We start from the raw sequence: 22769 nt of genomic DNA on the forward strand, positions 1-22769 counted from the left end.
TCAGCCCCGCAGGCTGATCTGGATTTTCACATCCGTCGGCCGCGCCTCGACCGCACGGTCGAAGGCCTGAATCGACTGTTCAAAGGGCAGTGTTGCCGAGATCAACGGTTTCAGATCGACCTTGCCGCTGGCAATCAGGGCGATGGCGCGGTCATAGACGTTGGAATAACGAAAGACCGTTTCAATCCGCGCCTCGCGCGCCTGAAGGCCGACAATGTCCATCGGCACGGGGTCGACGGGCATGCCGACCAGAACCACCGCGCCGCCGGGGGCGACAAGGGCGGGCAGGCCCAGAACGGCGCGGGCATTGCCGGAACATTCAAAGACGACATCCGCGCCCCAACCGGCGGTTTCCTCGGCCACCACTTCGGCGAAGGGTCGGTCTTTCAGGTTAAAGGCGGAAATGCCGGGATATTTGGCGATGATGTCCAGCTTTGGTTGGGCCATGTCGCTGATCAAGACGCGCGAACAGCCGCCCGCCAGTGCGGCCAGCGCGACCATCATGCCAATCGGCCCTGCGCCGGTGACCACCGCGACATCGCCAGGGCGGATTTTGGCGCGCAGGGCGGCCTGCATGCCGATGGCAAAGGGTTCGACCATCGCCGCCTCGGCATAAGAGACATTGTCGGGCAGGACATAGGTATAGGCGGCGGGATGCACCACCTCGGGCGCAAGGCAGCCGTGGATCGGGGGGGTCGCCCAAAAGCGGACGGCGGGATCGACGTTGTAGATGCCCAGTTTCGAGGCTTTGGAATTGGGGTCGGGAATGCCCGGTTCCATGCAGACCCGGTCGCCCAGTTTCAGATGGGTGACGGCGGAACCGACCGCGATCACCTGACCCGAGGCTTCGTGGCCCAGAACCATCGGTTCGTTGACGACAAAGGGGCCGATCTTGCCATGAGTGTAGTAGTGCACGTCTGAGCCGCAGACGCCGACCGTGTCGATGGCGATCTTGACATCATGCGGGCCGACCGTGGTCGGCAGGTCGATTTCACGCAGGGCGAGCTTGCCCTTTTCTTCCAGCACCAGCGCCTTCATGCCACCACTCCCGGTTCGAGGATCACCTTGAGCGAAGCCCGCCCATCTGCCGCAATGTCGATGCCTTCGCGGAAACGTGCAAGGGGCAGGCTGTGGGTGAGGATGTCTTCGATGGGCAGGCGGCCTTCGGCCAGCATGCGGATGGCATGGGCATAGGTGTTGGGCGAAAGATGCGCGCCGTGGATGTTGAGTTCCTTGCTGTCACCGATGATCGTCCAATCGACGGTGACGGGATCTTTGAAGACGGAAAATTCGACAAAGGTGCCCAGCTTGCGGATGGCAAGCAGGCCCTGTTCGACGGATTTTCCGGCCCCAGTCGCCTCGATATAGACATCGCAGCCGTAACCGTCGGTGAGGTCGCGGATGGCCTGCACGACATCCGTTTCGGCGGGGTTCATCACGATATCCGCGCCGCAGCGTTTCGCCAGTTCAAGACGGTGGGGGTTGAGATCGAGCGCGATCAGGCGGGCGGGGTTCTTCATGCGGGCGGCGGCGACCATGCCAAGGCCCAAGGCACCACAACCGGAAATGACCACGGTATCGTTGAAACCGATATTGCCGCGGTTCACCGCATGGATGGAGCAGGCCAAGGGTTCGACATAGACGCCGTGGCGGGGGTTCATGCCATCGGGCAGGCGATAGTTCCGCGATTTGGCGGGATAGACCATATATTCGGCCCATGACCCTTGGGTGATGCGGTGAAAGCCATAAAGGTCGTGGGGTTGGCACATCCAGTAATTGCCCTCGCGGCAATAGCGGCATTCGCCGCAGGGGACGATCTGTTCCGAAACGGCGACATCGCCCAAGGCCAGCCCGTGCAGTTCGGCAGCCCCTTCGCCCAAGGCGACGACCTGGCCCACGAATTCATGGCCGGGGATGACATCGGTTTCGGCATAGGCCTTGCGGTTGGCATCGCCCCAGAACATCGGCGTGCCTTGGAAACATTTCACATCCCCGGCGCAGATGCCGGCGGCGATGACCTTGACCAGAACCTCGCCCTTGCCGGGCTTGGGGACAGGGCGCGTTTCAAGGCGGTAGTCTTCGGGGCCATAGCAGACAACGGCCTGCATGGTTTCAGGAATTTGGGTCATGGGATCACCAGCAGGTATAGCCGCCATCGGCTGTCACGACCGATCCGGTCATGTAGCTGGCGGCCTGAGAGGCAAGGAAGACAACGATCGAGGCGATTTCGTCGGGCTGACCGGCGCGGGCCATGGGGGTCAGTTCCATCCATTTGGCGGCCATGACGGGATCATCGACCATCGCGTATTTCGTCATCTGGGTTTCGATATAGCCCGGTGCCACCGCATTGACGCGGACGCCGCGCCCGGCCCATTCGGCCCCCATGGAGCGCACCAGATGGTGCACGGCGGCCTTGGAGGCGTTGTAATAGCTTTGGTTCTGGGGCCGGTTGGAGATGTCACCGGAAATGGAACCGATGGCGACGATGGAGCCTTTGCCCGCCGTCAGCATCTGGGCCCCGAAGGCGCGGGCGGTGTAGAGGACGCCGTAGAAATTGGTGTTCATCACATCCTGAACCACCTCATCCGCGACGCTTTCGGCGGCCTCGCCCGAACGGGCGATCCCGGCGTTGGCGACGACCACATCCAGCGGGCCCAGCCGTTCGGCCAAGGCGAGGGTCGCGGCGCTGTCGGTGACGTCCAAGGCGTGCCATTCGGCGCTGTGGCCCCGCGCTGCGAAATCGGCGGCAACCTTTTGCAGCAGGGTTGTGTCGCGCGAGGTCAGGATCACATGCGCCCCCGCCTCGGCCAAGGCTTGCGCGCAGGCAAGGCCGATGCCTTGGCTGGCCCCGGTGACCAAGGCCCGTTGGCCGTGAAGGCTGAATTTGTCCAGAATGCTCATCTCACCCGGTTCCCTGTTGTCGTATCAAAGAACAGGCACTGGCCTGCCCCCACATCAAAACGCAGCTCCGACCCCAAGGCGGGGCGGAATTTCTTGTCGCAGCGCAGGTTGGCCCTTTGGCCGCCCATGTCCAGAACGACATAGGTGGATTCGCCGGTCGGTTCGACCTCGAACACGCGGCCTGAGAATTGACCTTGGTCGCTGATGCGCGTGTCTTCGGCGCGAAAGCCCAAGGTCAGCGCGCCGCTGCCGGGGCAGGCGAGGGAGGAAACCCCCGGCCCGTCGAAGCGCCCGCCCGAGGCTTGGCCTTGGACAAAGTTCATCGGCGGTGATCCGATGAAGCCCGCGACAAAGATATTCTGCGGATCATCATAGATTTCGTCGGGCGTGCCGACCTGCTGGATCTGGCCGTCGTTCAGCAGAACCACGCGGTCTGCCAAAGTCATCGCCTCGATCTGGTCATGGGTCACATAGATCATCGTCACGCCAAGCGTGCGTTGCAGATGTTTGATTTCCGCCCGCATGGCGACGCGCAGCTTGGCATCGAGGTTGGAAAGCGGCTCGTCCAGCAGGAACACCCCCGGCGAACGCACCAGCGCGCGGGCCAAGGCGACACGCTGCCTTTGGCCGCCTGAAAGGTCACGCGGATAGCGGGCCAGATAGGGCGTGAGGTCCACCTTTTTCGCGGCAGCATCGACCTGTTTGGCGCGTTCTTCCTTGGCCACTTTGGCGATTTTCAGCGGATAGCCGATGTTTTCGGCCACCGTCATATGCGGGTAAAGTGCGTAGGACTGAAACACCATCGCCACGTTGCGGTCGCGCGGATGCAGCACGGTCACATCGCGGTCGTCAAAGCGCAGCGTGCCGGTGGTGATTTCCTCAAGCCCCGCGATCATGCGCATTGTCGTGGATTTGCCGCAGCCCGAAGGCCCCAGCAGCACGACAAATTCCCCATCGGCAATATCGAGGTCGAGCGGTTTCAGAACCGTCAGCGCCCCATAGCTTTTGCCCACCCCAGCAAGGGTTACACGGCTCATGTTCTATCCTTTTCTGATGATCCACTGGCCCAGAACCGCTGACAAAAGCACCGCCACCCAAAGGGGGGCATAGGCTTCGACAAAGCGCATCCAGAACAGGGAAATGGCGATGAACAACACGACCGAAATAAAGATCCGGTCAAAGGTGTTGGTCTTGATGGGCAGAAACCCGTTGCGTTCGTTGGCCATGGTCTATCCTTTCACCGCGCCAAAGGTCAGACCGGCGACGATATGCCTTTGCACCAACGCCAGAACCAAGGCAGCGGGGGCGAGGGTCAGCATGGCGACGGCGGCCAGTTGGCCCCAGTTGGTGCCGGTTACGGTCACGAATTCCGCAAGGCCCGTGGTGATGGTCCGCGCCTCGACCGAGGTGAGGGTGGAGGCGAAGAGATATTCGTTCCAGGCAAAGACCCAGGTGAGGATGCCGGTGACAGCCAGACCGGGGCGGGCGAGTGGAAAGATCACGGTGCGCAAAACGGTAAAGGTGCTGGCCCCATCGACATAGGCGGCCTCGTCCAGTTCTTTCGGGATGGCATCGACGATGCCCTGCAACAGCCAAAAGGCGAAGGGCAGGTTGAAGACGCAGTAAAGCAGTATCAACCCGATGCGGCTGTCAAACAGTGACCAGTCGCCGATCTTGACAGCGGTGAACATCAGGAACAGCGGCAGCAGAAAGACGGCGGGCGGGGCCATGCGGTTGGTCAGCACCCAGAAAAAGATGTTGTCCCGCCCCACCAGCCGAAAGCGCGACATGGCATAGGCGGCCAGCAGTGCCAGAACCGAGACAAGCACCGCGTTGGAGGTGGCGATGATCAGCGAGTTGATCATGTACTTCTGGAAAGACGGGTTCGACAGAACCTCGGCATAGTTGGCCCAGGTCATTTTCGCCGTATCCACCAGGAAGGACGGCTTGCCGAAAAGATCCGCCCGCGATTTGACGGACACAAGGAACATCCACCAGACCGGCAGCAGGGTCAGCGCCGACATGCAGAGCCAGAAGATCAGCGTGACGGCGGTCGATTGGAAAAGCCCGCGTTTCATGCCTTGTTTTCCTTCATGCCGGTCATGGCGACGTAAAGCAGCCAGCACATGACGATGGTCAGATAGAGGGTGATCAGCGACATGGCGGAACCATAGCCGTAATCCGTCTTGGGAAAGACGACGCGCCAGATGTGCAGGCCGATGAACCGCGTTTCCGCCCCCGGTCCGCCGCCGGTTAGCATCCAGACCTCATCCACGGTGCGCAGGGCATCCATCAGGCGGATGAAGATCGTGGTCAGCAGGACCGGTTTCAGGAAGGCGAGGGTGATGTCCCAGAAGATGCGCCATTCGCTGGCCCCGTCGATGCGGGCCTGTTCCAAGGGTTCCTCGGGCAGGTTCGACAGGCCGGCCATCAGGGTCAATGTGACCAGGGGCGTCCAGTGCCAGATGTCCATGATGACGACGGTGGCAAAGGCCTGATCGGGAAAGCGCGACAGGATATAGTCGATGCCGAACCAGCTTTTCAGATAATGCGGGATCGGGCCAAGGCCGGGCACGGTCAGCAGCCGCCAAGTGGCACCCACGGCGATGGGGGCGATCATCAGGGGCAGGGTGTGGATGGTGCGGAACAGGCCCTTCAGCGGCACATTGCGCAACAGCATCCGGGCCAGAAATAAGCCAATAACCAATTGGCTGATCAGCACAAAGGCCGTGAATTTCAGCGTCAGCCAGATGGATTTCAGGAAGGCCTTGTCAAACACCAGTTCGCGGAAATTGTCCGCCCCGGTGAAGGTGGGTTCCGGGTTCTGGGCAAAGGTGTTCCAGTCAAAGAAGGACACCACCAGAACATAGATAAAGGGCACAAAGCCCGTAATGAACAGGATGAACAGGGTCGGTGCGATCAGCAGCCATCCGGTCGTGGAATTGCGCATCGACGCACTCCGCCAATGAAAGGGAAAAGCCCGGTGGGGCCAAGGGAGCATCCCCACCGGGCAGGAAGCAAGGTTATTCTTTCGCGTAACCCAGCTTGATCAGTTCGGCATCGGCGGCCGCGGCCGCGGCATCCAAGGCGTCTTCCGGCGTCATGGTGCCGACGATGGCCTCATAGATGAACGGGGCCACCACCTCGCGCACCTGGGCGTGGAACGGATATTCCGGTGCGCCCTTGAACAGATAGCCCTTGTCGCGCATCAAGTCGAAATAGCCGTCAGCCTTGGCGTTGACCTCTTGCACCTTGGGGTCGTCATAAGTCGCCTGATGCACGACGCGGGAACCCGCGACCGCCCAATCGGCCTGAACCGAGGCTTGGCCGATGAATTCCAGCCACAACACGGCGGCCTCTTTGTTCTTGGACGAATGCGGGATGCCGAAAGCGCCGCCATCGTAGTAACCGATGTAACCTTCACCCTTTTCGGCGGCTTCCATGACCCCCTCGACCATCGGCGGCAATGCAACCCCGACCTTACCCACCACGGTCGATTTTTCGGGGTTCGTTGCAATCCATGCGGCGTTTTCGCCATAGACCCAGCCCTGGGCCGCGCGGCCAGCGGCGAAGGTTGAGGCGACCTCGTCCCATGTCGAAGCGGTGGCTTCTGGCGGGGCGAATTCCAACAGGCCCACCCAGAATTTCAGCGCCTCTTTCGCCTCGGGCGAGTTCATGCGACCGCCCTTGTCGACCGAAGCGGCATAGGTGGTGCCGTCAATGCCCCAGTCGTAAACGCCATAGGTCGGTGCAATCGATTCGAAGAATTCATAGAAGGCCGCCGGATGGCCGGACGAGGCCTGAACCGTGGTGCCCCAGAGTTCATCATCCTGCGACAGATTGGCGAAGTATTCAGCGTTGTCGCGCCATTGCTGGAAGGTTGTGGCCGGGGCCAGATCATAGCCGTATTTGGCCTTGAACGCCTCTATATGCGCCGGGTCTTCGAACAGGTCTTTGCGGTAGAGATAGACCTTGATGAAGGCTTCCATCGGCACGCCAAAGATATTGCCGTTTTCGCCGCGGAAGTTGTCGATGAAGGTGGTGAATTCCTCGAATTTGAAGTCGGGCGCTTGCAGGTCGGGGTTGTCTTTCAGCGTCTGGGTGATGTCGACCAGAAAGTCGCGGGCGAGGTAGGAATAGATGATGTCCTGTTCGATATAGACAAAGTCATAGATGCCGGAATTGGCCTCCATGTCCTTGATCGCCTTGTCGAACATCTGATCCCAAGATGTGGTTTCGAATTCGACCACGATGCCGGTCTTTTCGGTGAACTGCGGGGCCAGCACGTCTTTGACATAGTTCGACGGCGGGGTGCTTTCCGACACGCCACGGATGGTGACGCCCTGATATTTCGCCCCGGCGTCCGACCAGAAATCGGCGCGGGCCGGTGCGCCAAGCGCAAGCGCGATCGCCGAAGTGGCGAGCATGAATTTCAACATTTTATTCCTCCCGTTTGGGCCTGTCGCGCGGCCCGGCGCACCCCTTGGGCAGGCGGACCATGATTCCGCACCGCCCTGGGGACAGCCATTCGATACAATTGTCTTTTTCATTGCACAAGTGTATTTTGCAGATGTAAATTGATATTTGCATTTGTTCGGGGTTGGGCTAAGTCGGGCTGGTGGGGTAAGGCCAGCGTAAACGTTGCAGAAGGGCGAAAGCGGGATGAACACGGGTGCAACCGACGAAAGCGAAGCCTTTCTGGCCGAGGTCTGCTGGCATTATTATGTGAACGAGTTGACGCAATCGGATGTGGCGCGGGTGATGGGGGTCACGCGGCTGCGGGTGAACAAGGCGCTGCAAGAGGCGCGCGCTGTGGGGCTGGTGCGGGTGGAAATCCGTTCGCCCTTTGTGGCGCGGTTGGATGTGCAGGAACGACTGCGCAAGGTGCTGGGTCTGGCCGAGGTGATCTGCGCGCCAGCGGATGCAGCGCATCACGATTACCACGGGCCGGTGGGGGCGGCGCTGGCGCTGTGGCTGGAAAAGGGGCTGCGGGATGGGCAATGGAAATCCATTGGCATGTCCTGGGGGCAGACCTTGAAAAGCGCGATCCAGCGGTTGCCGCGCCTGCCGATGCCCGATGTGGACATTGTGTCGATGATCGGGGGCACCTCGCAGGGGGGCAGTTTCAATGCCTTTGGCATTGCCTCGTCCTTGGCCGACAAGCTGGGGGCCAGCTATTCGCTGTTTTCAGCGCCGATCTATCTGTCACCCGGCACGGACAAGGCGCAATTCCTGTCGGAAGGGGCGTTCCAGTCGCATTTGGCGCGGCTGAAGCGGCTGGATCTGGCGGTGCTGGTGGCAGGGGATGTGACGGAAAAGTCCTTTCTTGTGTCGATGGGTTTGCCGAATGGGGTGACGCCTGCGGACCTTTTAGCAAAGGGCGCGGTGGGCGATGTTCTGGGGCATTTCCTGACGGTAGAGGGGGCCGAAATCGCCCATCCGATCAACAGCAGCGTGGTGGGGCTGGATCTTGAGGCGCTGGCCCTTGTGCCGCAACGGGTGTTGGCGGCCGGGGGGCAGCATAAGGTGGAGATCATTCTGGCGGCCTGCCGCCGGGGATTGGTGCAGACACTGATCACCGATGATGTGACGGCTGAAATGCTGCTGGGGCGGCTGGAATGACCGGGCTGGTGATCTTTGACTTCGATGGGGTGATTGCCAACAGCGAGATCATCGCTTTGGCCGAATTGCAGGCGATGCTGGCCGAGCATGGGTTAAAGCTGGATCGGGGCCAGATGATCGACCGTTTCTTGGGCAATTCGCTGGACCGGATCGTGGGGATTCTGGCGGCGGAAACCGGGCGACCGGTGGCGGCGGACTTTCGGGCGCGGTGGTATGACCGCTTGTTCGCGCGCTATGAGGTGGAATTGCAGCCGGTGGCGGGGATTTCTGAGGTGCTGGATGCGCTGGAAGATCGGGGCACAGATTACTGCATCGCCTCGGGCAGCTCGCGGCTGCGGCTGTCGGTGTCGATGGGCTGCATCGGCATGGCGGATCGTTTCAAGGACCGGGCCTTTAGCGCCGAGGATGTGCGTTGTGGCAAGCCGGAGCCGGATTTGATGCTGTATGCGGCGGCGATGCGGGGGGCGATGGTGCCTGATTGTCTGGTGGTCGAGGATGCGACGGCGGGGGTTCTGTCGGCCCGCCGGGCGGGAATGCGGGCATTGGGTTTTGTCGGCGGCGAGCATCTGGCCCCGGTGCGGGATGGTCAGGCGCAGGCGCTGCGGGCGGCGGGGGCCTTTGATGTGGTCGCGGACCATGCGCAGACCTTGGAACGTCTGGCGGCCTAGGCTTGATCCTTGACCACCTCCATCGCGACATAGGTGGAGGTGGAGGCGACATGGGGCAGGGCGGAAATGCGTTCACCCAGCAGGGTGCGATAGCCTTGGATGTCGGCAGTGCGGACTTTCAGCAGATAGTCAAAGCGGCTGGCGATCATGTGGCATTCTTCGATTTCCGCAATGCTTTGGACGGCGCGGTTAAATGCCAAAAGGGCGGGGTTGCGGGTGTCTGACAGCTTGACCTCTACAAAGGCCACATGGGCGCGGCCCATACGGATGGGGTTCAGCTGGGCGTGATAGCCGGTGATATAGCCTTGGGTTTCGAGTTTGCGGACGCGGGCCTGGGTGGGGGTTTTTGACAAGCCGATGGTTTCGGCGAGCTCGGCGATGGTCATGCGGCCATCGCGGGAGAGATGTTCCAGAATGGCGCGGTCATAGCTGTCTAGGTCATCTGTCATGTTTTGATCCCCAATTTCAGGCGAATAGTCTGTCAGATGGGGTATCTTTAGCCCAATCCACCAAAACCTTTGCGCTATTCTGGGCAAAAGCAAAGGGGATTCCGATGGACAAAGCTTGGTCGCAGATCACGATGGCTTCGCTGGCCCCGGAAGCGCCGCTTTTGCGGCAATTGCTGGATGAGGCCCGCTTGGACGGTGCCGCGCGTCAGGCGATCACGGCGCAGGGGGCTGATCTGGTGGGACGGATCCGGGCCAGTGCCAAGCCGGGGCTGATGGAGGTCTTTCTGGCGGAATACGGGCTTTCGACGCAAGAAGGCATTGCCCTGATGTGTCTGGCCGAAGCACTTTTGCGGGTGCCGGATGCGGCGACCATGGATGCTTTGATTGAGGATAAAATTGCGCCCTCGGATTGGGGACGGCATTTGGGGCAGTCGGCTTCGTCGTTGGTGAACGCCTCGACCTGGGCCCTGATGCTGACGGGCAAGGTGCTGGACGACACGCCGCCGGGCATCGCGGGGCATTTGCGGGGGGCGTTGAAGCGGCTGGGAGAGCCTGTGATCCGGGCCGCCGTGGGGCGGGCGATGCGGGAAATGGGCGGGCAGTTTGTGCTGGGGGAAACCATCAGCGCCGCGATGAAGCGGGCGCGCGAGCTGGAGGCGAAGGGCTACAGCTATTCCTATGACATGCTGGGCGAGGCGGCGCGGACAGAGGACGACGCGCGGCGCTATCATCTGGCCTATGGGCAGGCGATCACGGCGATTGCGGGGGCGGCGAAGGGGGGGGATATCCGGGAAAATCCGGGGATTTCGGTAAAGCTGTCGGCGCTGCATCCGCGCTATGAATGGGCGAAACGCGACAGGGTGATGGCGGAGCTGGTGCCGCGTCTGCGCGCCTTGGCGGGACTGGCGCGGTCGGCGGGGATTGGGCTGAATGTGGACGCGGAAGAGGCGGATCGGCTGGTGCTGTCGCTGGAGGTGATCAAGGCGGCGCTGCAAGATCCGGGGCTGGCGGGCTGGGATGGTTTTGGCGTGGTGGTGCAGGCCTATGGTCGGCGGGCGGGGGCGGTGATCGACTGGCTGCATGGGCTGGCGGGGGATTTGGACCGCCGGATCATGGTGCGGCTGGTGAAGGGTGCGTATTGGGACGCCGAGGTGAAACGGGCGCAGGTGCTGGGCCTTGCGGATTTCCCGGTGTTCACGCGGAAAGAGGCGACGGATGTGTCCTATATCGCCCTGGCGCGAAAGCTGCTGGGGATGACCGACCGGATTTACCCGCAGTTTGCCACGCACAACGCGCATACGGTGGCGGCGGTGCTGCATATGGGGCGGGACTTGCCGCGTGAGGCGTTTGAATTCCAGCGCCTGCATGGGATGGGCGAACGGCTGCATGACCTTGTTCTGGGCGACACAGGCCGCCGCTGCCGAATTTACGCGCCGGTGGGGGCGCATCGGGATTTGCTGGCCTATCTGGTGCGCCGCTTGCTGGAAAATGGCGCCAATTCCAGTTTCGTGAACCAGATTGTCGATGAGGAGGTGTCGCCTGCGCAGGTGGCGGCTTGTCCTTTGACGAAGATTGAAGGGTTGGCGCAGGTGGAAAGCCCGGCGATTGTTCGGGGGCCGGAGTTGTTCGGCGCGCGGCGGAATTCGGCGGGGCTGGATTTGACGGACCTTGGCGATTTGGCGCGGATTGCCGGGCGGGACGTGCCGCCTGTGGAACTGCCGACCAGCGATGTTGAAGCGGCTTTGGCAGGGGTTAAGCCGTGGCATGCGCCGGGCCGGGGCGAGGTGCTGCGCCGGGCCGCGGATTTGTATGAGGCGAACCTGGGGCCGATCCTAGCGCTTTTGGCGCGAGAAGGTGGAAAGACCCTGCCCGATGCGGTGGGGGAACTGCGCGAGGCGGTGGATTTCCTGCGCTATTATGCCGATGGGGCGGGAGGCCGCGCGCGGGGGGTTTTCGCCTGCATCAGCCCTTGGAACTTTCCTTTGGCGATCTTTACCGGGCAAATCGCGGCGGCTTTGGCGATGGGCAATGGGGTGATTGCAAAGCCTGCACCGCAAACACCGCTGATTGCCAAGCTGGCGGTGGACCTGCTGCATCAGGCCGGGGTTCCCGAGGACGCGCTGTGGTTCATTCCGGGCGGGCCAGCGGTGGGGGCGGCTTTGGTGGGGGATGCTCGGCTGGATGGCGTGGTTTTCACAGGGTCCACGGCGACCGCCCGCAAAATTCAGGCGACGATGGCGGCGACGGGCAACCCTTGCGCGCCCTTGATCGCGGAAACGGGGGGGCTGAACGCGATGATCGTGGACAGCACGGCCCTGCCGGAACAGGCGGTGCGGGATATTCTGGCATCCGCCTTTCAGTCGGCGGGGCAAAGGTGTTCCGCCTTGCGCTGTCTGTATGTGCAAGAGGATGTGGCGGAAACCATCGAACATATGCTGCTGGGCGCGATGCGGGAATTGCAACTGGGCGATCCTTGGGCATTGTCCACCGACATAGGCCCTGTCATCGACGCCCCCGCCAAGGCCAAGATTGACGCGCATGTTGCGAAGGCCAAGGCCGAGGGGCGGTTGTTGTTTCAGCTTGCCGCACCCGAGGGCCTTTTCGTCGGGCCAGCGGTCATTCGCGTGAAGGGGATTGCCGAGATGGCCGAGGAGATCTTTGGCCCTGTCTTGCACATCGCCCGCTATAAATCAGGCGATCTGGCCAAGGTCGTCGCGGCGATCAACGCCACAGGCTATGGGCTGACGATGGGCCTGCACAGCCGCATTGATGACCGGGTGCAATCGGTCGTGGAAACCGCACATGTCGGCAACCTGTATGTCAATCGCAATCAGATTGGCGCGGTGGTGGGGTCGCAGCCTTTTGGCGGTGAGGGGCTTTCGGGCACCGGGCCCAAGGCGGGCGGGCCTTTGTATGCCGCCCGCTTCTGTCAGGGCGGGGCGACGCTGCCGCCCGGCACCTATGACCTGCCCGGCCCCACGGGGGAATCGAACCGCCTGACGTTGACGCCGCGTTTGCCCGTACTGTGCCTTGGGCCCGGTGATGCGACGGCCCAGCAGCAGGCGCAGGCGATCCGCGCCTTGGGGGGTCTGGCCGAAATTGCACCGGACCTTGACCCAAAGGCGCTGATCACACGGCAGGGCATCAGTGGCGTGATGCTTTGGGCTGACCCCGAAACTGCCCGTCCCTTTGCCCGCGCCTTGGCCGAAAGGCCCGGTGCAATCCTGCCCCTGATCGGCGGAATGCCCGATTCGGCCCATGCGCTAAGCGAGCGCCACACATGCATCGACACCACGGCGGCGGGGGGAAATGCCCAGCTTCTGGCGCAGGTCAGCAAGGATTGAACGTTTTCAGGCGCAGCAAGCCTTGACCCTTCCCCCGGGCAGTGACACTTCAACAATCAGCTTGCCCGGAGGATTGACCCGATGCCCGCCTATCGTTCCCGCACAACCACCCATGGACGCAACATGGCCGGGGCCCGTGGCCTTTGGCGCGCCACAGGCATGAAGGATGGGGATTTCGGCAAGCCGATCATCGCTGTCGTCAACTCTTTCACCCAGTTCGTGCCGGGCCATGTCCATCTGAAAGACCTGGGCCAACTGGTCGCCCGCGAAATTGAAGCCGTCGGTGGTGTCGCGAAAGAATTCAACACGATTGCCGTCGATGACGGCATCGCGATGGGCCATGACGGGATGCTGTATTCCCTGCCCTCACGCGAATTGATTGCCGACAGCGTGGAATACATGGTCAACGCCCATTGCGCCGATGCGATGGTCTGCATTTCCAACTGCGACAAGATCACCCCCGGTATGCTGATGGCCGCGATGCGGCTGAACATTCCTGTGGTGTTCGTCTCGGGCGGGCCGATGGAAGCGGGCAAGGCTGTGATCAAGGGCCGCGAAATTGCGCTGGATCTGGTCGATGCGATGGTTGTCGCCGCCGACGAAAGCTATACCGACGAAGAAGTCGAAGAGATTGAAAAGGCGGCCTGCCCGACCTGTGGGTCGTGTTCCGGCATGTTCACCGCGAATTCGATGAACTGCCTGACCGAGGCTTTGGGGCTTTCCCTGCCGGGCAATGGTTCGACGCTGGCAACCCATGATGACCGCAAGCGGCTGTTCCTTGAGGCGGGGCGTCTGATCGTGGAGATCACCAAGCGGCATTATGAACAGAACGACGACAGTGTTTTGCCGCGCAATGTGGCGAACAAGGCGGCCTTTGAAAACGCGATGGCCTTGGACATTGCGATGGGCGGTTCGACGAACACCGTGCTGCATATTCTGGCGACGGCGCATGAAGGCGGCATTGATTTCACGATGGACGACATCGACCGTCTGTCGCGCAAAGTTCCCTGCCTGTGCAAAGTGGCCCCGGCCAAGCAAGACGTGCATATGGAAGATGTTCACCGGGCCGGGGGGATCATGTCGATCCTCGGTCAGTTGGACAATGCAGGCCTGTTGAACCGCGATTGCGTGACGGTGCATAGCCCCACAATGGGGGCTGCGCTGGATCATTGGGACATCAGCCGGACGAACCACGAAGAGGTGCGGCATTTCTTTATGGCGGCACCGGGTGGTCAGCGTTCGGCCACGGCCTTTAGCCAAATGTCGCGTTACAAGGTGTTGGATCTGGACCGCGAACATGGGGTGATCCGTTCAGCGAAACATCCTTTCTCGAAAGACGGCGGTCTGGCCGTGCTGAAAGGCAATGTGGCGCTGGACGGCTGCATCGTGAAAACGGCGGGGGTAGACGAGTCGATCCTTGTCTTTTCCGGCCCGGCGCGGGTGTTTGAAAGCCAGAATGATGCGGTGGCGGCGATCCTGTCGAACCATATCAAGGCGGGCGATGTTCTGGTCATCCGCTATGAAGGGCCAAAGGGCGGGCCGGGGATGCAGGAGATGCTGTATCCGACCAGCTATCTGAAATCGAAAGGTCTGGGCAAAGCCTGCGCTTTGTTGACCGACGGGCGTTTCTCGGGTGGCACCTCGGGCCTGTCCATCGGCCATGTCAGCCCCGAAGCGGCGGCGGGCGGGACGATTGGCTTGGTGCGCGAAGGGGATATGATCGACATCGACATTCCGGGCAGGACGATCAGCGTGCGGGTTTCCGAGGCCGAGTTGGCGACGCGGCGGGCAGAGCAGGATAAGCTGGGCTGGAAGCCTGCGAAAGTGCGCCCGCGCAAGGTTTCGGCGGCGCTGAAGGCCTATGCGATGCTGGCGACTTCGGCCGACAAGGGCGCGGTGCGGCAATTGCCGGACGATTTTTAGGGGAAAGGGGCGCTTTCGCGCCCCTTGTCATTCCGCCTCGGTGAAGACCTCATCCCGCTTTTTGCGGATGCTGGGTAGGGTGACGACGACCAGAACCGCGACCATCAGCAACAAAAGCAACAGACTGATCGGACGGGTCACAAACACCGTCGGATCGCCCCGGCCCAAAATCATCGCGCGGCGGAGGTTTTCTTCCAGCATCGGCCCCAGAACAAAGCCCAGCAGCAAAGGGGCCGGTTCGCAGCGCAGTTTGATCAGGCCGTAACCCAACAACCCAAAGAAGGCGACGGTGAACAGGTCATAGACGTTGGAGTTCACCGAATAGACCCCGATGGAACACATCGCCATGATGATGGGGAACAGGATGTGATAGGGCACTTTCAGCAGTTTGACCCAAAGCCCGATCAAGGGCAGGTTCAAGACCACCAGCATCAGGTTGCCGATCCACATGCTGGCGATGATGCCCCAGAACAATTCGGGTTGTTCGCTGGCGACATTTGGCCCCGGCACGATGCCTTGTATGATCATCGCCCCGATCATCAGGGCCATCACCGGGTTCGCCGGAATCCCCAGTGTCAGCAATGGAATGAACGAGGTCTGCGCCCCGGCGTTGTTCGCTGATTCCGGCCCCGCCACACCCTCAATCGCCCCATGGCCAAACTCTTCGGGCGTTTTTGAGATTCGCTTTTCAACGGTATAGGACGCGAAAGACGCCAACACCGCCCCACCCCCCGGCAAAATGCCCAGAACCGAGCCAATCGCCGTGCCACGGAACATCGGGGCCACCATCCGTTTCAGATCCGCCCGTGAGGGGAACAGGCCCGCCAGTCTGGTGCCCAGAACCGTCCGATCCTGTTCGCCTTCCAGATTGCGAAGGATTTCGGCAATCCCGAACACCCCCACTGCCAGCGCCACGAAATTCAGCCCTCCGGCAAATTCGGGCATCCCAAAGGTGAAACGCGGCGTTCCCGTGTAAAGGTCATCCCCCACCAACCCCAGCAACAGGCCCAACACCACCATCGCCAAGGCCTTCAGGATCGACCCATGGGCCAAGGCAATGGCCGAAACCAAACCCAGCATCATCAGGCTGAAATATTCGGCCGCTCCGAATTTCAATGCCACCACCGTCAGCGGCGGCGCAAAAAGGGCCACCAGCAGGGTCGCCACCGAACCCGCAAAGAACGAACCCAGCGCTGCCACCGCCAAGGCCGTTCCCGCCTTGCCCTTGCGCGCCATCTGATAGCCGTCGATCGCCGTCACCGCCGATGAACTTTCCCCGGGCATGTTGATCAGAATGGCCGTCGTCGACCCGCCATACTGTGCCCCATAATAGATCCCCGCCAGCATGATCAGCGAGGACACCGGCTCCAGCTGAAAGGTGATGGGCAAAAGCATGGCAATGGTCGCGGTGGCCCCGATGCCGGGCAGAACGCCGATCAAGGTGCCCAAGATCACGCCGATCAAGCAAAAGAACAAGTTTTCGGGCGAGGCGGCGGTGGCAAAGCCAAGGCCAAGGTTGGAAATCAGATCCATTTTGGGACGCCTTTCAAAGCGGAAGCCAAGGGCCGAAACGGCGGAAGGGCAGGCCAAGGCCATAGGAAAAGACGAGGGTCGAAAAGACCGTGACACCGAAGGCCAAAACCAGGGCCCATTGCGGTTTCATCTTGAGCGAGGCGAGGCCCGCGATCAGCGTGGTCAGAAAAATGGCAGGTACAAAGCCCAGACCACGCACGGTCAGGCCAAAGAACACCGGGGCGGGCAGGATGAACAGCATCCCGCGCCAGGCAAAGCCGCCCATCTCGGTCGCACTGACCTTTTTGAAGGCAATGATCAAGATGGCCAGCCCCAGCAGGATCAGGACGCCCGACAAGACCAGTGGGAAATAGCCCGGACCCATGCGAAAGGCAGTGCCGAGTTCCATGCCCAGCGATTGCACGCCGAAAAGCAGGCCGAAAGCGATGAACAAGATGCCCGCCGCAGCATCGGTGCGGTCGGTTTTGGTGGTCGTCATGGGGATCTCCCTTCAAGGGGGGCGAAGGGGCAGACCAATGGCCCGCCCCGCGGCTGGGTCAGTCGGCGTAGACGCCAGCGGCCTCGATGATCGGCTTCCAGCGGGCGATTTCACCGTCCAGTTTCGCCTTGAGCGCAGCCGGCGTTGCATCGGCGGCAGGGGAAGGGGCGGTGCCGAGTTCCGCCAGCTTGGTCGCTATCCCCGGATCGGCGAGCGCAGCTTGCAAGGCTGTGGCTAGGCGGTCCACTGCTTCGGGCGGGGTGCCTGCTGGGGCGTAAAGCCCGTGCCAGACCGAAACCTCTAGCCCCGGAAAGCCACCTTCGGCGACGGTGGGCATGTCGGGGAAGATGTCCAGACGGGCCGGGGTGGTGACGGCATAGCCCTTGATCGTGCCACCCTTTATCTGTTCGGTGGTGTTGGTTGTCTGATCGCACATCAGATCAATCTGCCCGCCGATCAGTTCGGTCATGGCCGGACCCGTGCCCTTGTAAGGGACGGTCACGATGGGGGCATCGACCGCCTGCATGAAGAGCATACCGCACAGATGCGAGGCAGCCCCGATCCCGGCATTGGCCATGGTGATCGTGTCGGCGTTTTCCTTGACATAGGCCATCAGCGCCGGGAAATCGGCGGGCTCCAGATCTTTGCGCGCGACGATGGTCATCGGCACCTCGGTCACCAGACCCACGGGCGCAAAGCCATCGGCGGGGCTGTAGGCGAGGTTGCGGTAAAGCGTCGCGGATGTCGCCATGCCGATATGGTGCAGCAGAACGGTGTAGCCATCGGCCTCGGCCGCCGCGACCTGACCGGCGCCCAAGGTGCCGCCTGCGCCGCCGACGTTTTCGACGATGATCTGCTGGCCCAGATCGGCCGACATGCGTTCGGCCACCAGCCGGGCGACGGTGTCGGTTGGCCCGCCTGCGGCAAAGGGCACGACCATGGTGATGGAACGGTCGGGATAGTCCTGCGCCAGTGCGGTGGTGGCCATCAGGGTTGCGGCGACGGCAAGGCCGGCGCGCATTGTGGTGAATGCCATTGTGTCCTCCCAGACAATTTTGCCCGCCGGACTCTCCTCCCAGCGGTTGGCATCACAAAGCGCGCTGGGGGCGCTTTACGCAAAGGTCATGCGAGGGCTTTCGGTGGATTTCTGGGATGGATTGGGGGGCTTTGCGTCGGAAACGTAACATCGGGGGAAAAACGATGGGTGGATTTCCACCCATTCTAGTCATCGCCTTCGGTGATCAGATGCCGGTCGAGGCCGTGTTTCTGCATTTTCTCGTACAAGGTCTTGCGGCTGATGCCGAGCGATTCATAGACTCGCCGCAGATGGCCGCGATGGGCGGCGATGGCCCCGGCAATCACGCTGCGTTCAAAACCCGCGACCCGTTCGGCCAAAAGGGCGGGGCCGCTGCCGGTTTGATCCAGCCAATCGAGGCCCAGAACCAGACGATCCGCTGCATTGCGCAATTCCCGCACATTGCCCGGCCAGTCGCGCGCCGACAATTCGGCCAGCAGCTCCGGGCTGGGCAGGCGATCATCCATGCCGTGCCGCGCCGCCGCCTCGCGCAGCAATTGCAGGAACAGCAGGGGCACATCCTCGCGCCGGGCCGACAGGGGGGGCACGCGCAGGGTGATGACGTTCAACCGGTAAAGCAGGTCTTCGCGGAAACGGCCCTGTTGCACGGCTTGCGCCAGATCGGCCTTGGAGGTCGCCAGAAATCGCACATCCAGCGCCACGGGATCGTTTGACCCCAGCCGGGTGATCACCCGGTCTTGTAGAACGCGCAGCAGTTTCGCCTGCAAATCCAAAGGCATAGAACCGATTTCGTCCAAAAGGATCGTCCCGCCGCGTGCATGTTCGAACCGTCCATAGCGGGGTCGCATGGCGCCGGGGAAGGCCCCGGCCTCATGCCCGAACAGCTCACTTTCCATAAGGTGATCAGGGAGCGAGGCGCAGTTGATCGCGACAAAGGGCTTGCCCGCGCGGGGGGAAAGGTCGTGCATGGCCTGCGCCACCACCTCTTTGCCCGCGCCGGTTGGCCCGGTGATCAAGGCATCCGCCTCGGACGGGCCGACAGTGCGGATGATCCGCCGCAGGTCGATCATCGCGGGGGAACGGCCGGGCAAACGCCCCTCAAGATCATCCCTTTGCCCGGCCACCGCGCGCAGCCGCCGGTTTTCCATGACAAGGGCACGATGGTCCAAAGCGCGACGCAGAACGGTCAGCAAGTCTTGCACGACAAAGGGCTTTTCGATGAAATCATAGGCCCCACGCCGCATGGCCTCTACTGCCAGGGACACCTCGGCATGGCCGGTGATCAGGATCACTGGCAGATCGGCGTCCAGATCGGTCAGCCGTTGCAGTAGGGTCATGCCGTCCATGCCCGGCATGCGGATGTCGCTGATCACCACGCCGTTCAGCCCCGGCCCGGCGCGTGACAAAGCCTCCTCAGCGGAGGGCAGGGCCAGCACCGACAGCCCCGCCAGTTCCAGCGCCTGTTCGGTGGACCGGCGCATCGCCTCATCATCATCAATCAGCAGGACGGTTTGTTGGGTCATTCGGCAGCAAGGCTTTCCTGAACGGGGGCGGGGCGAAAGTGCAGGGTAAAGACGGCCCCGCCTTCGGGATGATTCACAACCCGCAGGTCGCCCCCGAAATCCTGCATGATGTTGTAGCTGATCGACAGGCCCAGCCCCAGACCGGAGCCGACGGTTTTGGTGGTAAAGAACGGATCAAAGATCCTGTCGGCAATGGCGGGGGAAACCCCCGGACCATGATCGCGGATGGACAGGATCACTTCTGAGGCGCTGGCCGTTGCCGTTACCTCGATCCGGGGTTTCGATGTGCCTTCAACCGCATCGGCGGCATTGGTCAAAAGGTTGACGATCACCTGTTGCAGCCGGACAGAACCGGCCATGACTTGTGGCAAATCCGCCGGCAGCCAGACGACCAGCATCGCGCCCGAGGGTGCAAGACGGCTGTCGGCAATCAGGCGTGCCTCCTCCACCGCCTCGGTCAGGCTGACCGGGCGCAGGGTTTCCGGCTTGCGGGCCACATTGCGCAGATGGCGGGCGATGGTGGCCATCCGGTCGATCAGCGAAAGAATCTGGCCGATGTTTTCCCCCGCCCGCGCGAAATCACCACGTTCGATCAACAGGGTGGCGCTGTCGGCATAGTTGCGGGCGGCGGCAAGGGGTTGGTTGATCTCATGGCTCAGCGCCGCCGAAATGCGGCCCAAGGCGGCGAGTTTCCCGGCCTGCACGAGATCAGCCTGCATCCGGTGCAATTCGGCATTGGCAGCGGTCAGATCGGCGGTGCGGGCGGCGACCTGACCCTCCAATTCGGCCTGAGCGGCGGCCTGCAAGGCGATGCGTTCGGCCAGCCGTGCCCGCCTTTGCCGCCAAGCCCAAGCCAGAGACAGCGCCACCGCCAAGAACATCAGAAAAGCCAGCAGCACGACGCGGGCTTGCAGATGCATGGGGGCGGTGTCGAGCAGGACATGGACCGTCCAACCGGCGGCAGGCATGTCGCGGCGTAGTTCCAGATATTCACCGCTGCCTGCGGGCGGCAGGGGTTTGAACAGCTGATAGCCGGCTTCGCGGGTGTTCAGGAACGGCAGCTCGGTGAGCGGTTGATCGGAATATCGGCGTGAGGCATCGCTGCGGGCCAAGCGGTCGGGGGTCAGGGGCAGCAAGCCTTTGTAAAGCCAGCCGGGTTCGGTGGACATAAAAATGATGCCCTGCGGATCGCTGACCATCACGCGGATGTCGCCACCGCGCCAGCCCTGTTCAATCTGATCGACCCCGATTTTCAGGGCAACGACGCCAATGCGCTGACCCTGATCATCCAGAACGGCGGCGGAAAAGTAATAGCCCCGAACGCCCGAGGTGGTGCCCAAGGCAAAGAACCAGCCCTCACCCCCCGCCATCGCCTGAAAGAAATAGGGGCGATAGGCGAAATTCTGGCCGACGAAACTGTCGCTGCGGTCATGGTTGGAGGCGGAAAGCGTGGTGCCATTGGCATCCATCAGATAGAGGTCGCTGGCCCCCAGAATGGCATTGGTTTCCGATAACCATTGGTTCATTCGCCCGATGGCCGTGGCATCAGGCGCGCTCAGCAGCGCGCGGATGTCGTCCTGCCGGGCCAAAAGCGCCGGCAGGGCCTGAAAGCGGTTCAACTGCCCTTCCAACCCGGTGACGGTTTGGTGCAACAACCCCTCGGCCCGGGTCTGGCCTTCGGACAGGGCGGCGCGCCAAGCCATGCGGTCCACCGCGATGGCCAGCATCAGGCAGATCAGCGCAATCCCGAATGCGATGGCCCCTTTGCGCACGTCTCCCCCCGCCGCTTTGCCGGGGCATCATGGCCCATTCCGGCGGCGATGGCTAGGATCAGCGCCCCTATGCCCCGGCGCGGGCCTGTCGCAAGGCGCCTGCCCAAAGAGCGCGGGCGGCTTGGCGTTCTTCTGCGGATAGGCGGGGCGGGCAGATGTCGGCGGTCTGGGGCAGGGGCATTGTGTGGCCTATGCTGGCAAAGGCCATGGCGGCGACGCCCAAGGCGCCGATTTCCTCAACCTGCGCCACCTCCACCGGTTTGCCCAAAAGGTCGGCCTGCAATTGCATGAGGTAGGCATTGGCCGAAGCGCCGCCATCGGCCTTGAGCCCCAGCAGCGGGTGACCTGTATCCGCCTCCATCGCCGCAAAAACATCGGCAATCTGATGGGCGATGGCGTCAAAGGTGGCATGGGCCAGATGGGCCGGGGTGGTGGCATGGGTCATGCCCGTGATCGTGCCCCGCGCGGCATCGTCCCAATGCGGTGCGCCCAGACCCGCCAAGGCCGGGACGAAGCTGACGCCGCCGCTGTTCGGCACGGTTTGCGCCAGATCGGACAAGGCGCTGGCGTCTTTCAGGCCCAGGGTGCGGGCCATAAAGGCGGCGGCTTGGGCGGAAACGGTGATGTTCCCTTCTAGCGCGTAAGCCGTGCCTCGGACATCGGTCCAGGCGATGGTGCCGGAAAGCCCGTGGTTGGAGGCCGTGCGGCCCGGCGTCAGCACCATCAGGCTGGAACCTGTGCCATAGGTCGCCTTGACCGTTCCCGGCTGGCGGACGCCGTGGCCGTAAAGCGCGGCATGGCTGTCGCCCATCATCGCGCGGATGGGAATGCCAGCGGGCAGGGCGGTTGTGCCTTCGGCGGTCGAGCCGAACAGGCTGTCGGAGGGCATGGGTTCGGGCAGGCAATCCACCGATGCACCGAAGATTTCGGCCAGTTCAGGTGAAAATCGCAGGCTGTCGGTGTCAAACAACTGCGTGCGGCTGGCATTCGAATGATCGGTGGCGAAAACCGCACCGCCCGTCAGGTTCCACAACAGCCAGGAATCCACTGTCCCTGCCCGCAAGTGGCCCTTGGACAGCAGATCCCGCGCGCCGTTGATGTTGTCCAGCACCCAAGCCAGCTTTCCCGCCGGGAACAAGGGATTGATCCCTAATCCTGTCGCCGCCACCACCGCCGCGTCGTGTCCTTCGGCAATCAACCTCGCGCTGGCCTCCGCCGTGCGGCGGCATTGCCAGATGGGCGCGGGGCAGAGGGGTTCTGATGTCTGCGCGTCCCAGACCACCAAGGTTTCCCGCTGGTTGGTCAGGGCCAGGGCGTCGGGCGTGCCGTGGTCGGCCGCGATCCGGGCGATGACATCCTGCACGCTGGCCCAGATGGCACTGGCCGATTGTTCGGCCCAGCCGGGGTGGGGGTATTCCGTAACAAGCGGGCTTGCGGCCCGCCCGACCACGCGGCCCTGATCGTCGATCAGCACCGCCTTGGTGTTGGTCGTGCCCTGATCAATCGCCAGAACGCGCATC

The 22769-nt window shown here is 62.4% G+C and carries 19 protein-coding genes; 4 read left to right on the forward strand and 15 right to left on the reverse strand.

Annotated elements, in window-relative coordinates; translation table 11 throughout:
• The 8 genes from IE095_RS05790 to IE095_RS05825 form a co-directional block, all read right to left on the reverse strand.
• Positions 1 to 1038, reverse strand: a complete 1038-nt coding sequence (locus IE095_RS05790) for an NAD(P)-dependent alcohol dehydrogenase (protein ID WP_189410678.1) — start codon at positions 1036 to 1038, stop codon at positions 1 to 3.
• A complete protein-coding gene (locus IE095_RS05795; protein WP_189410679.1) occupies positions 1035 to 2129 on the reverse strand; it encodes an alcohol dehydrogenase catalytic domain-containing protein in 1095 nt (364 codons plus the stop codon). The genes IE095_RS05790 and IE095_RS05795 overlap by 4 nt, the downstream gene beginning before the upstream one ends.
• A gap of 4 nt (positions 2130 to 2133) precedes the next feature.
• On the reverse strand, positions 2134 to 2901 hold the full coding sequence (locus tag IE095_RS05800; RefSeq protein WP_189410680.1) for an SDR family NAD(P)-dependent oxidoreductase: 768 nt from the start codon (positions 2899 to 2901) through the stop codon (positions 2134 to 2136).
• Entirely contained in the window at positions 2898 to 3938 is a 1041-nt protein-coding gene (locus tag IE095_RS05805; RefSeq protein ID WP_189410681.1) for an ABC transporter ATP-binding protein, read from the reverse strand. The genes IE095_RS05800 and IE095_RS05805 overlap by 4 nt, the downstream gene beginning before the upstream one ends.
• A gap of 3 nt (positions 3939 to 3941) precedes the next feature.
• The gene (locus IE095_RS05810) at positions 3942 to 4127 is read right to left on the reverse strand and encodes a DUF2160 family membrane protein (protein WP_189410682.1); all 186 of its coding nucleotides are present in this window, start codon (positions 4125 to 4127) and stop codon (positions 3942 to 3944) included.
• A 3-nt stretch (positions 4128 to 4130) separates the two neighbouring features.
• The gene (locus IE095_RS05815; protein WP_189410683.1) at positions 4131 to 4979 is read right to left on the reverse strand and encodes a carbohydrate ABC transporter permease; all 849 of its coding nucleotides are present in this window, start codon (positions 4977 to 4979) and stop codon (positions 4131 to 4133) included.
• On the reverse strand, positions 4976 to 5851 hold the full coding sequence (locus IE095_RS05820; protein ID WP_189410684.1) for a carbohydrate ABC transporter permease: 876 nt from the start codon (positions 5849 to 5851) through the stop codon (positions 4976 to 4978). Before IE095_RS05820 ends, IE095_RS05815 begins: the two co-directional genes overlap by 4 nt.
• A gap of 73 nt (positions 5852 to 5924) precedes the next feature.
• A complete protein-coding gene (locus IE095_RS05825; RefSeq protein ID WP_189410685.1) occupies positions 5925 to 7340 on the reverse strand; it encodes an ABC transporter substrate-binding protein in 1416 nt (471 codons plus the stop codon).
• A 223-nt stretch (positions 7341 to 7563) separates the two neighbouring features.
• On the opposite strand from IE095_RS05825, the gene IE095_RS05830 reads away from it, so the two are divergent.
• A complete protein-coding gene (locus IE095_RS05830; protein WP_189410686.1) occupies positions 7564 to 8523 on the forward strand; it encodes a sugar-binding transcriptional regulator in 960 nt (319 codons plus the stop codon).
• Positions 8520 to 9191 carry an HAD family hydrolase gene (locus tag IE095_RS05835; protein ID WP_189410687.1) on the forward strand — a complete coding sequence of 224 codons (672 nt, stop codon included), beginning with the start codon at positions 8520 to 8522 and terminating at the stop codon, positions 9189 to 9191. The genes IE095_RS05830 and IE095_RS05835 overlap by 4 nt, the downstream gene beginning before the upstream one ends.
• On the opposite strand, the gene IE095_RS05840 is transcribed toward IE095_RS05835, so the two are convergent.
• Entirely contained in the window at positions 9188 to 9640 is a 453-nt protein-coding gene (locus IE095_RS05840; protein ID WP_189410688.1) for an Lrp/AsnC ligand binding domain-containing protein, read from the reverse strand. The genes IE095_RS05835 and IE095_RS05840 overlap by 4 nt on opposite strands.
• A gap of 104 nt (positions 9641 to 9744) precedes the next feature.
• Between IE095_RS05840 and IE095_RS05845 the strand changes: the two genes are divergently transcribed.
• Positions 9745 to 12984 carry an L-glutamate gamma-semialdehyde dehydrogenase gene (locus IE095_RS05845; protein WP_189410689.1) on the forward strand — a complete coding sequence of 1080 codons (3240 nt, stop codon included), beginning with the start codon at positions 9745 to 9747 and terminating at the stop codon, positions 12982 to 12984.
• Positions 12985 to 13065: 81 nt separating this feature from the next.
• A complete protein-coding gene (ilvD, locus tag IE095_RS05850) occupies positions 13066 to 14907 on the forward strand; it encodes a dihydroxy-acid dehydratase (protein ID WP_189410690.1) in 1842 nt (613 codons plus the stop codon).
• 27 nt (positions 14908 to 14934) lie between these two features.
• On the opposite strand, the gene IE095_RS05855 is transcribed toward ilvD, so the two are convergent.
• The 6 genes from IE095_RS05855 to IE095_RS05880 form a co-directional block, all read right to left on the reverse strand.
• A complete protein-coding gene (locus IE095_RS05855) occupies positions 14935 to 16440 on the reverse strand; it encodes a tripartite tricarboxylate transporter permease (RefSeq protein WP_189410691.1) in 1506 nt (501 codons plus the stop codon).
• A 13-nt stretch (positions 16441 to 16453) separates the two neighbouring features.
• Positions 16454 to 16918 (reverse strand): tripartite tricarboxylate transporter TctB family protein, encoded by a 465-nt coding sequence (locus tag IE095_RS05860; RefSeq protein ID WP_189410692.1) that lies wholly within the window; start codon positions 16916 to 16918, stop codon positions 16454 to 16456.
• A 58-nt stretch (positions 16919 to 16976) separates the two neighbouring features.
• A complete protein-coding gene (locus tag IE095_RS05865) occupies positions 16977 to 17954 on the reverse strand; it encodes a tripartite tricarboxylate transporter substrate-binding protein (protein ID WP_189410693.1) in 978 nt (325 codons plus the stop codon).
• A 185-nt stretch (positions 17955 to 18139) separates the two neighbouring features.
• On the reverse strand, positions 18140 to 19477 hold the full coding sequence (locus IE095_RS05870; RefSeq protein WP_189410694.1) for a sigma-54-dependent transcriptional regulator: 1338 nt from the start codon (positions 19475 to 19477) through the stop codon (positions 18140 to 18142).
• A complete protein-coding gene (locus IE095_RS05875) occupies positions 19474 to 21249 on the reverse strand; it encodes a sensor histidine kinase (protein ID WP_229804553.1) in 1776 nt (591 codons plus the stop codon). Before IE095_RS05875 ends, IE095_RS05870 begins: the two co-directional genes overlap by 4 nt.
• 67 nt (positions 21250 to 21316) lie before the next feature.
• Positions 21317 to 22768 (reverse strand): FGGY-family carbohydrate kinase, encoded by a 1452-nt coding sequence (locus IE095_RS05880; protein WP_189410695.1) that lies wholly within the window; start codon positions 22766 to 22768, stop codon positions 21317 to 21319.
• Between the last annotated feature and the right edge of the window lies 1 nt (position 22769).

This window comes from Neogemmobacter tilapiae, assembly GCF_014652215.1.
Taxonomy (GTDB): Bacteria; Pseudomonadota; Alphaproteobacteria; order Rhodobacterales; family Rhodobacteraceae; genus Neogemmobacter; species Neogemmobacter tilapiae.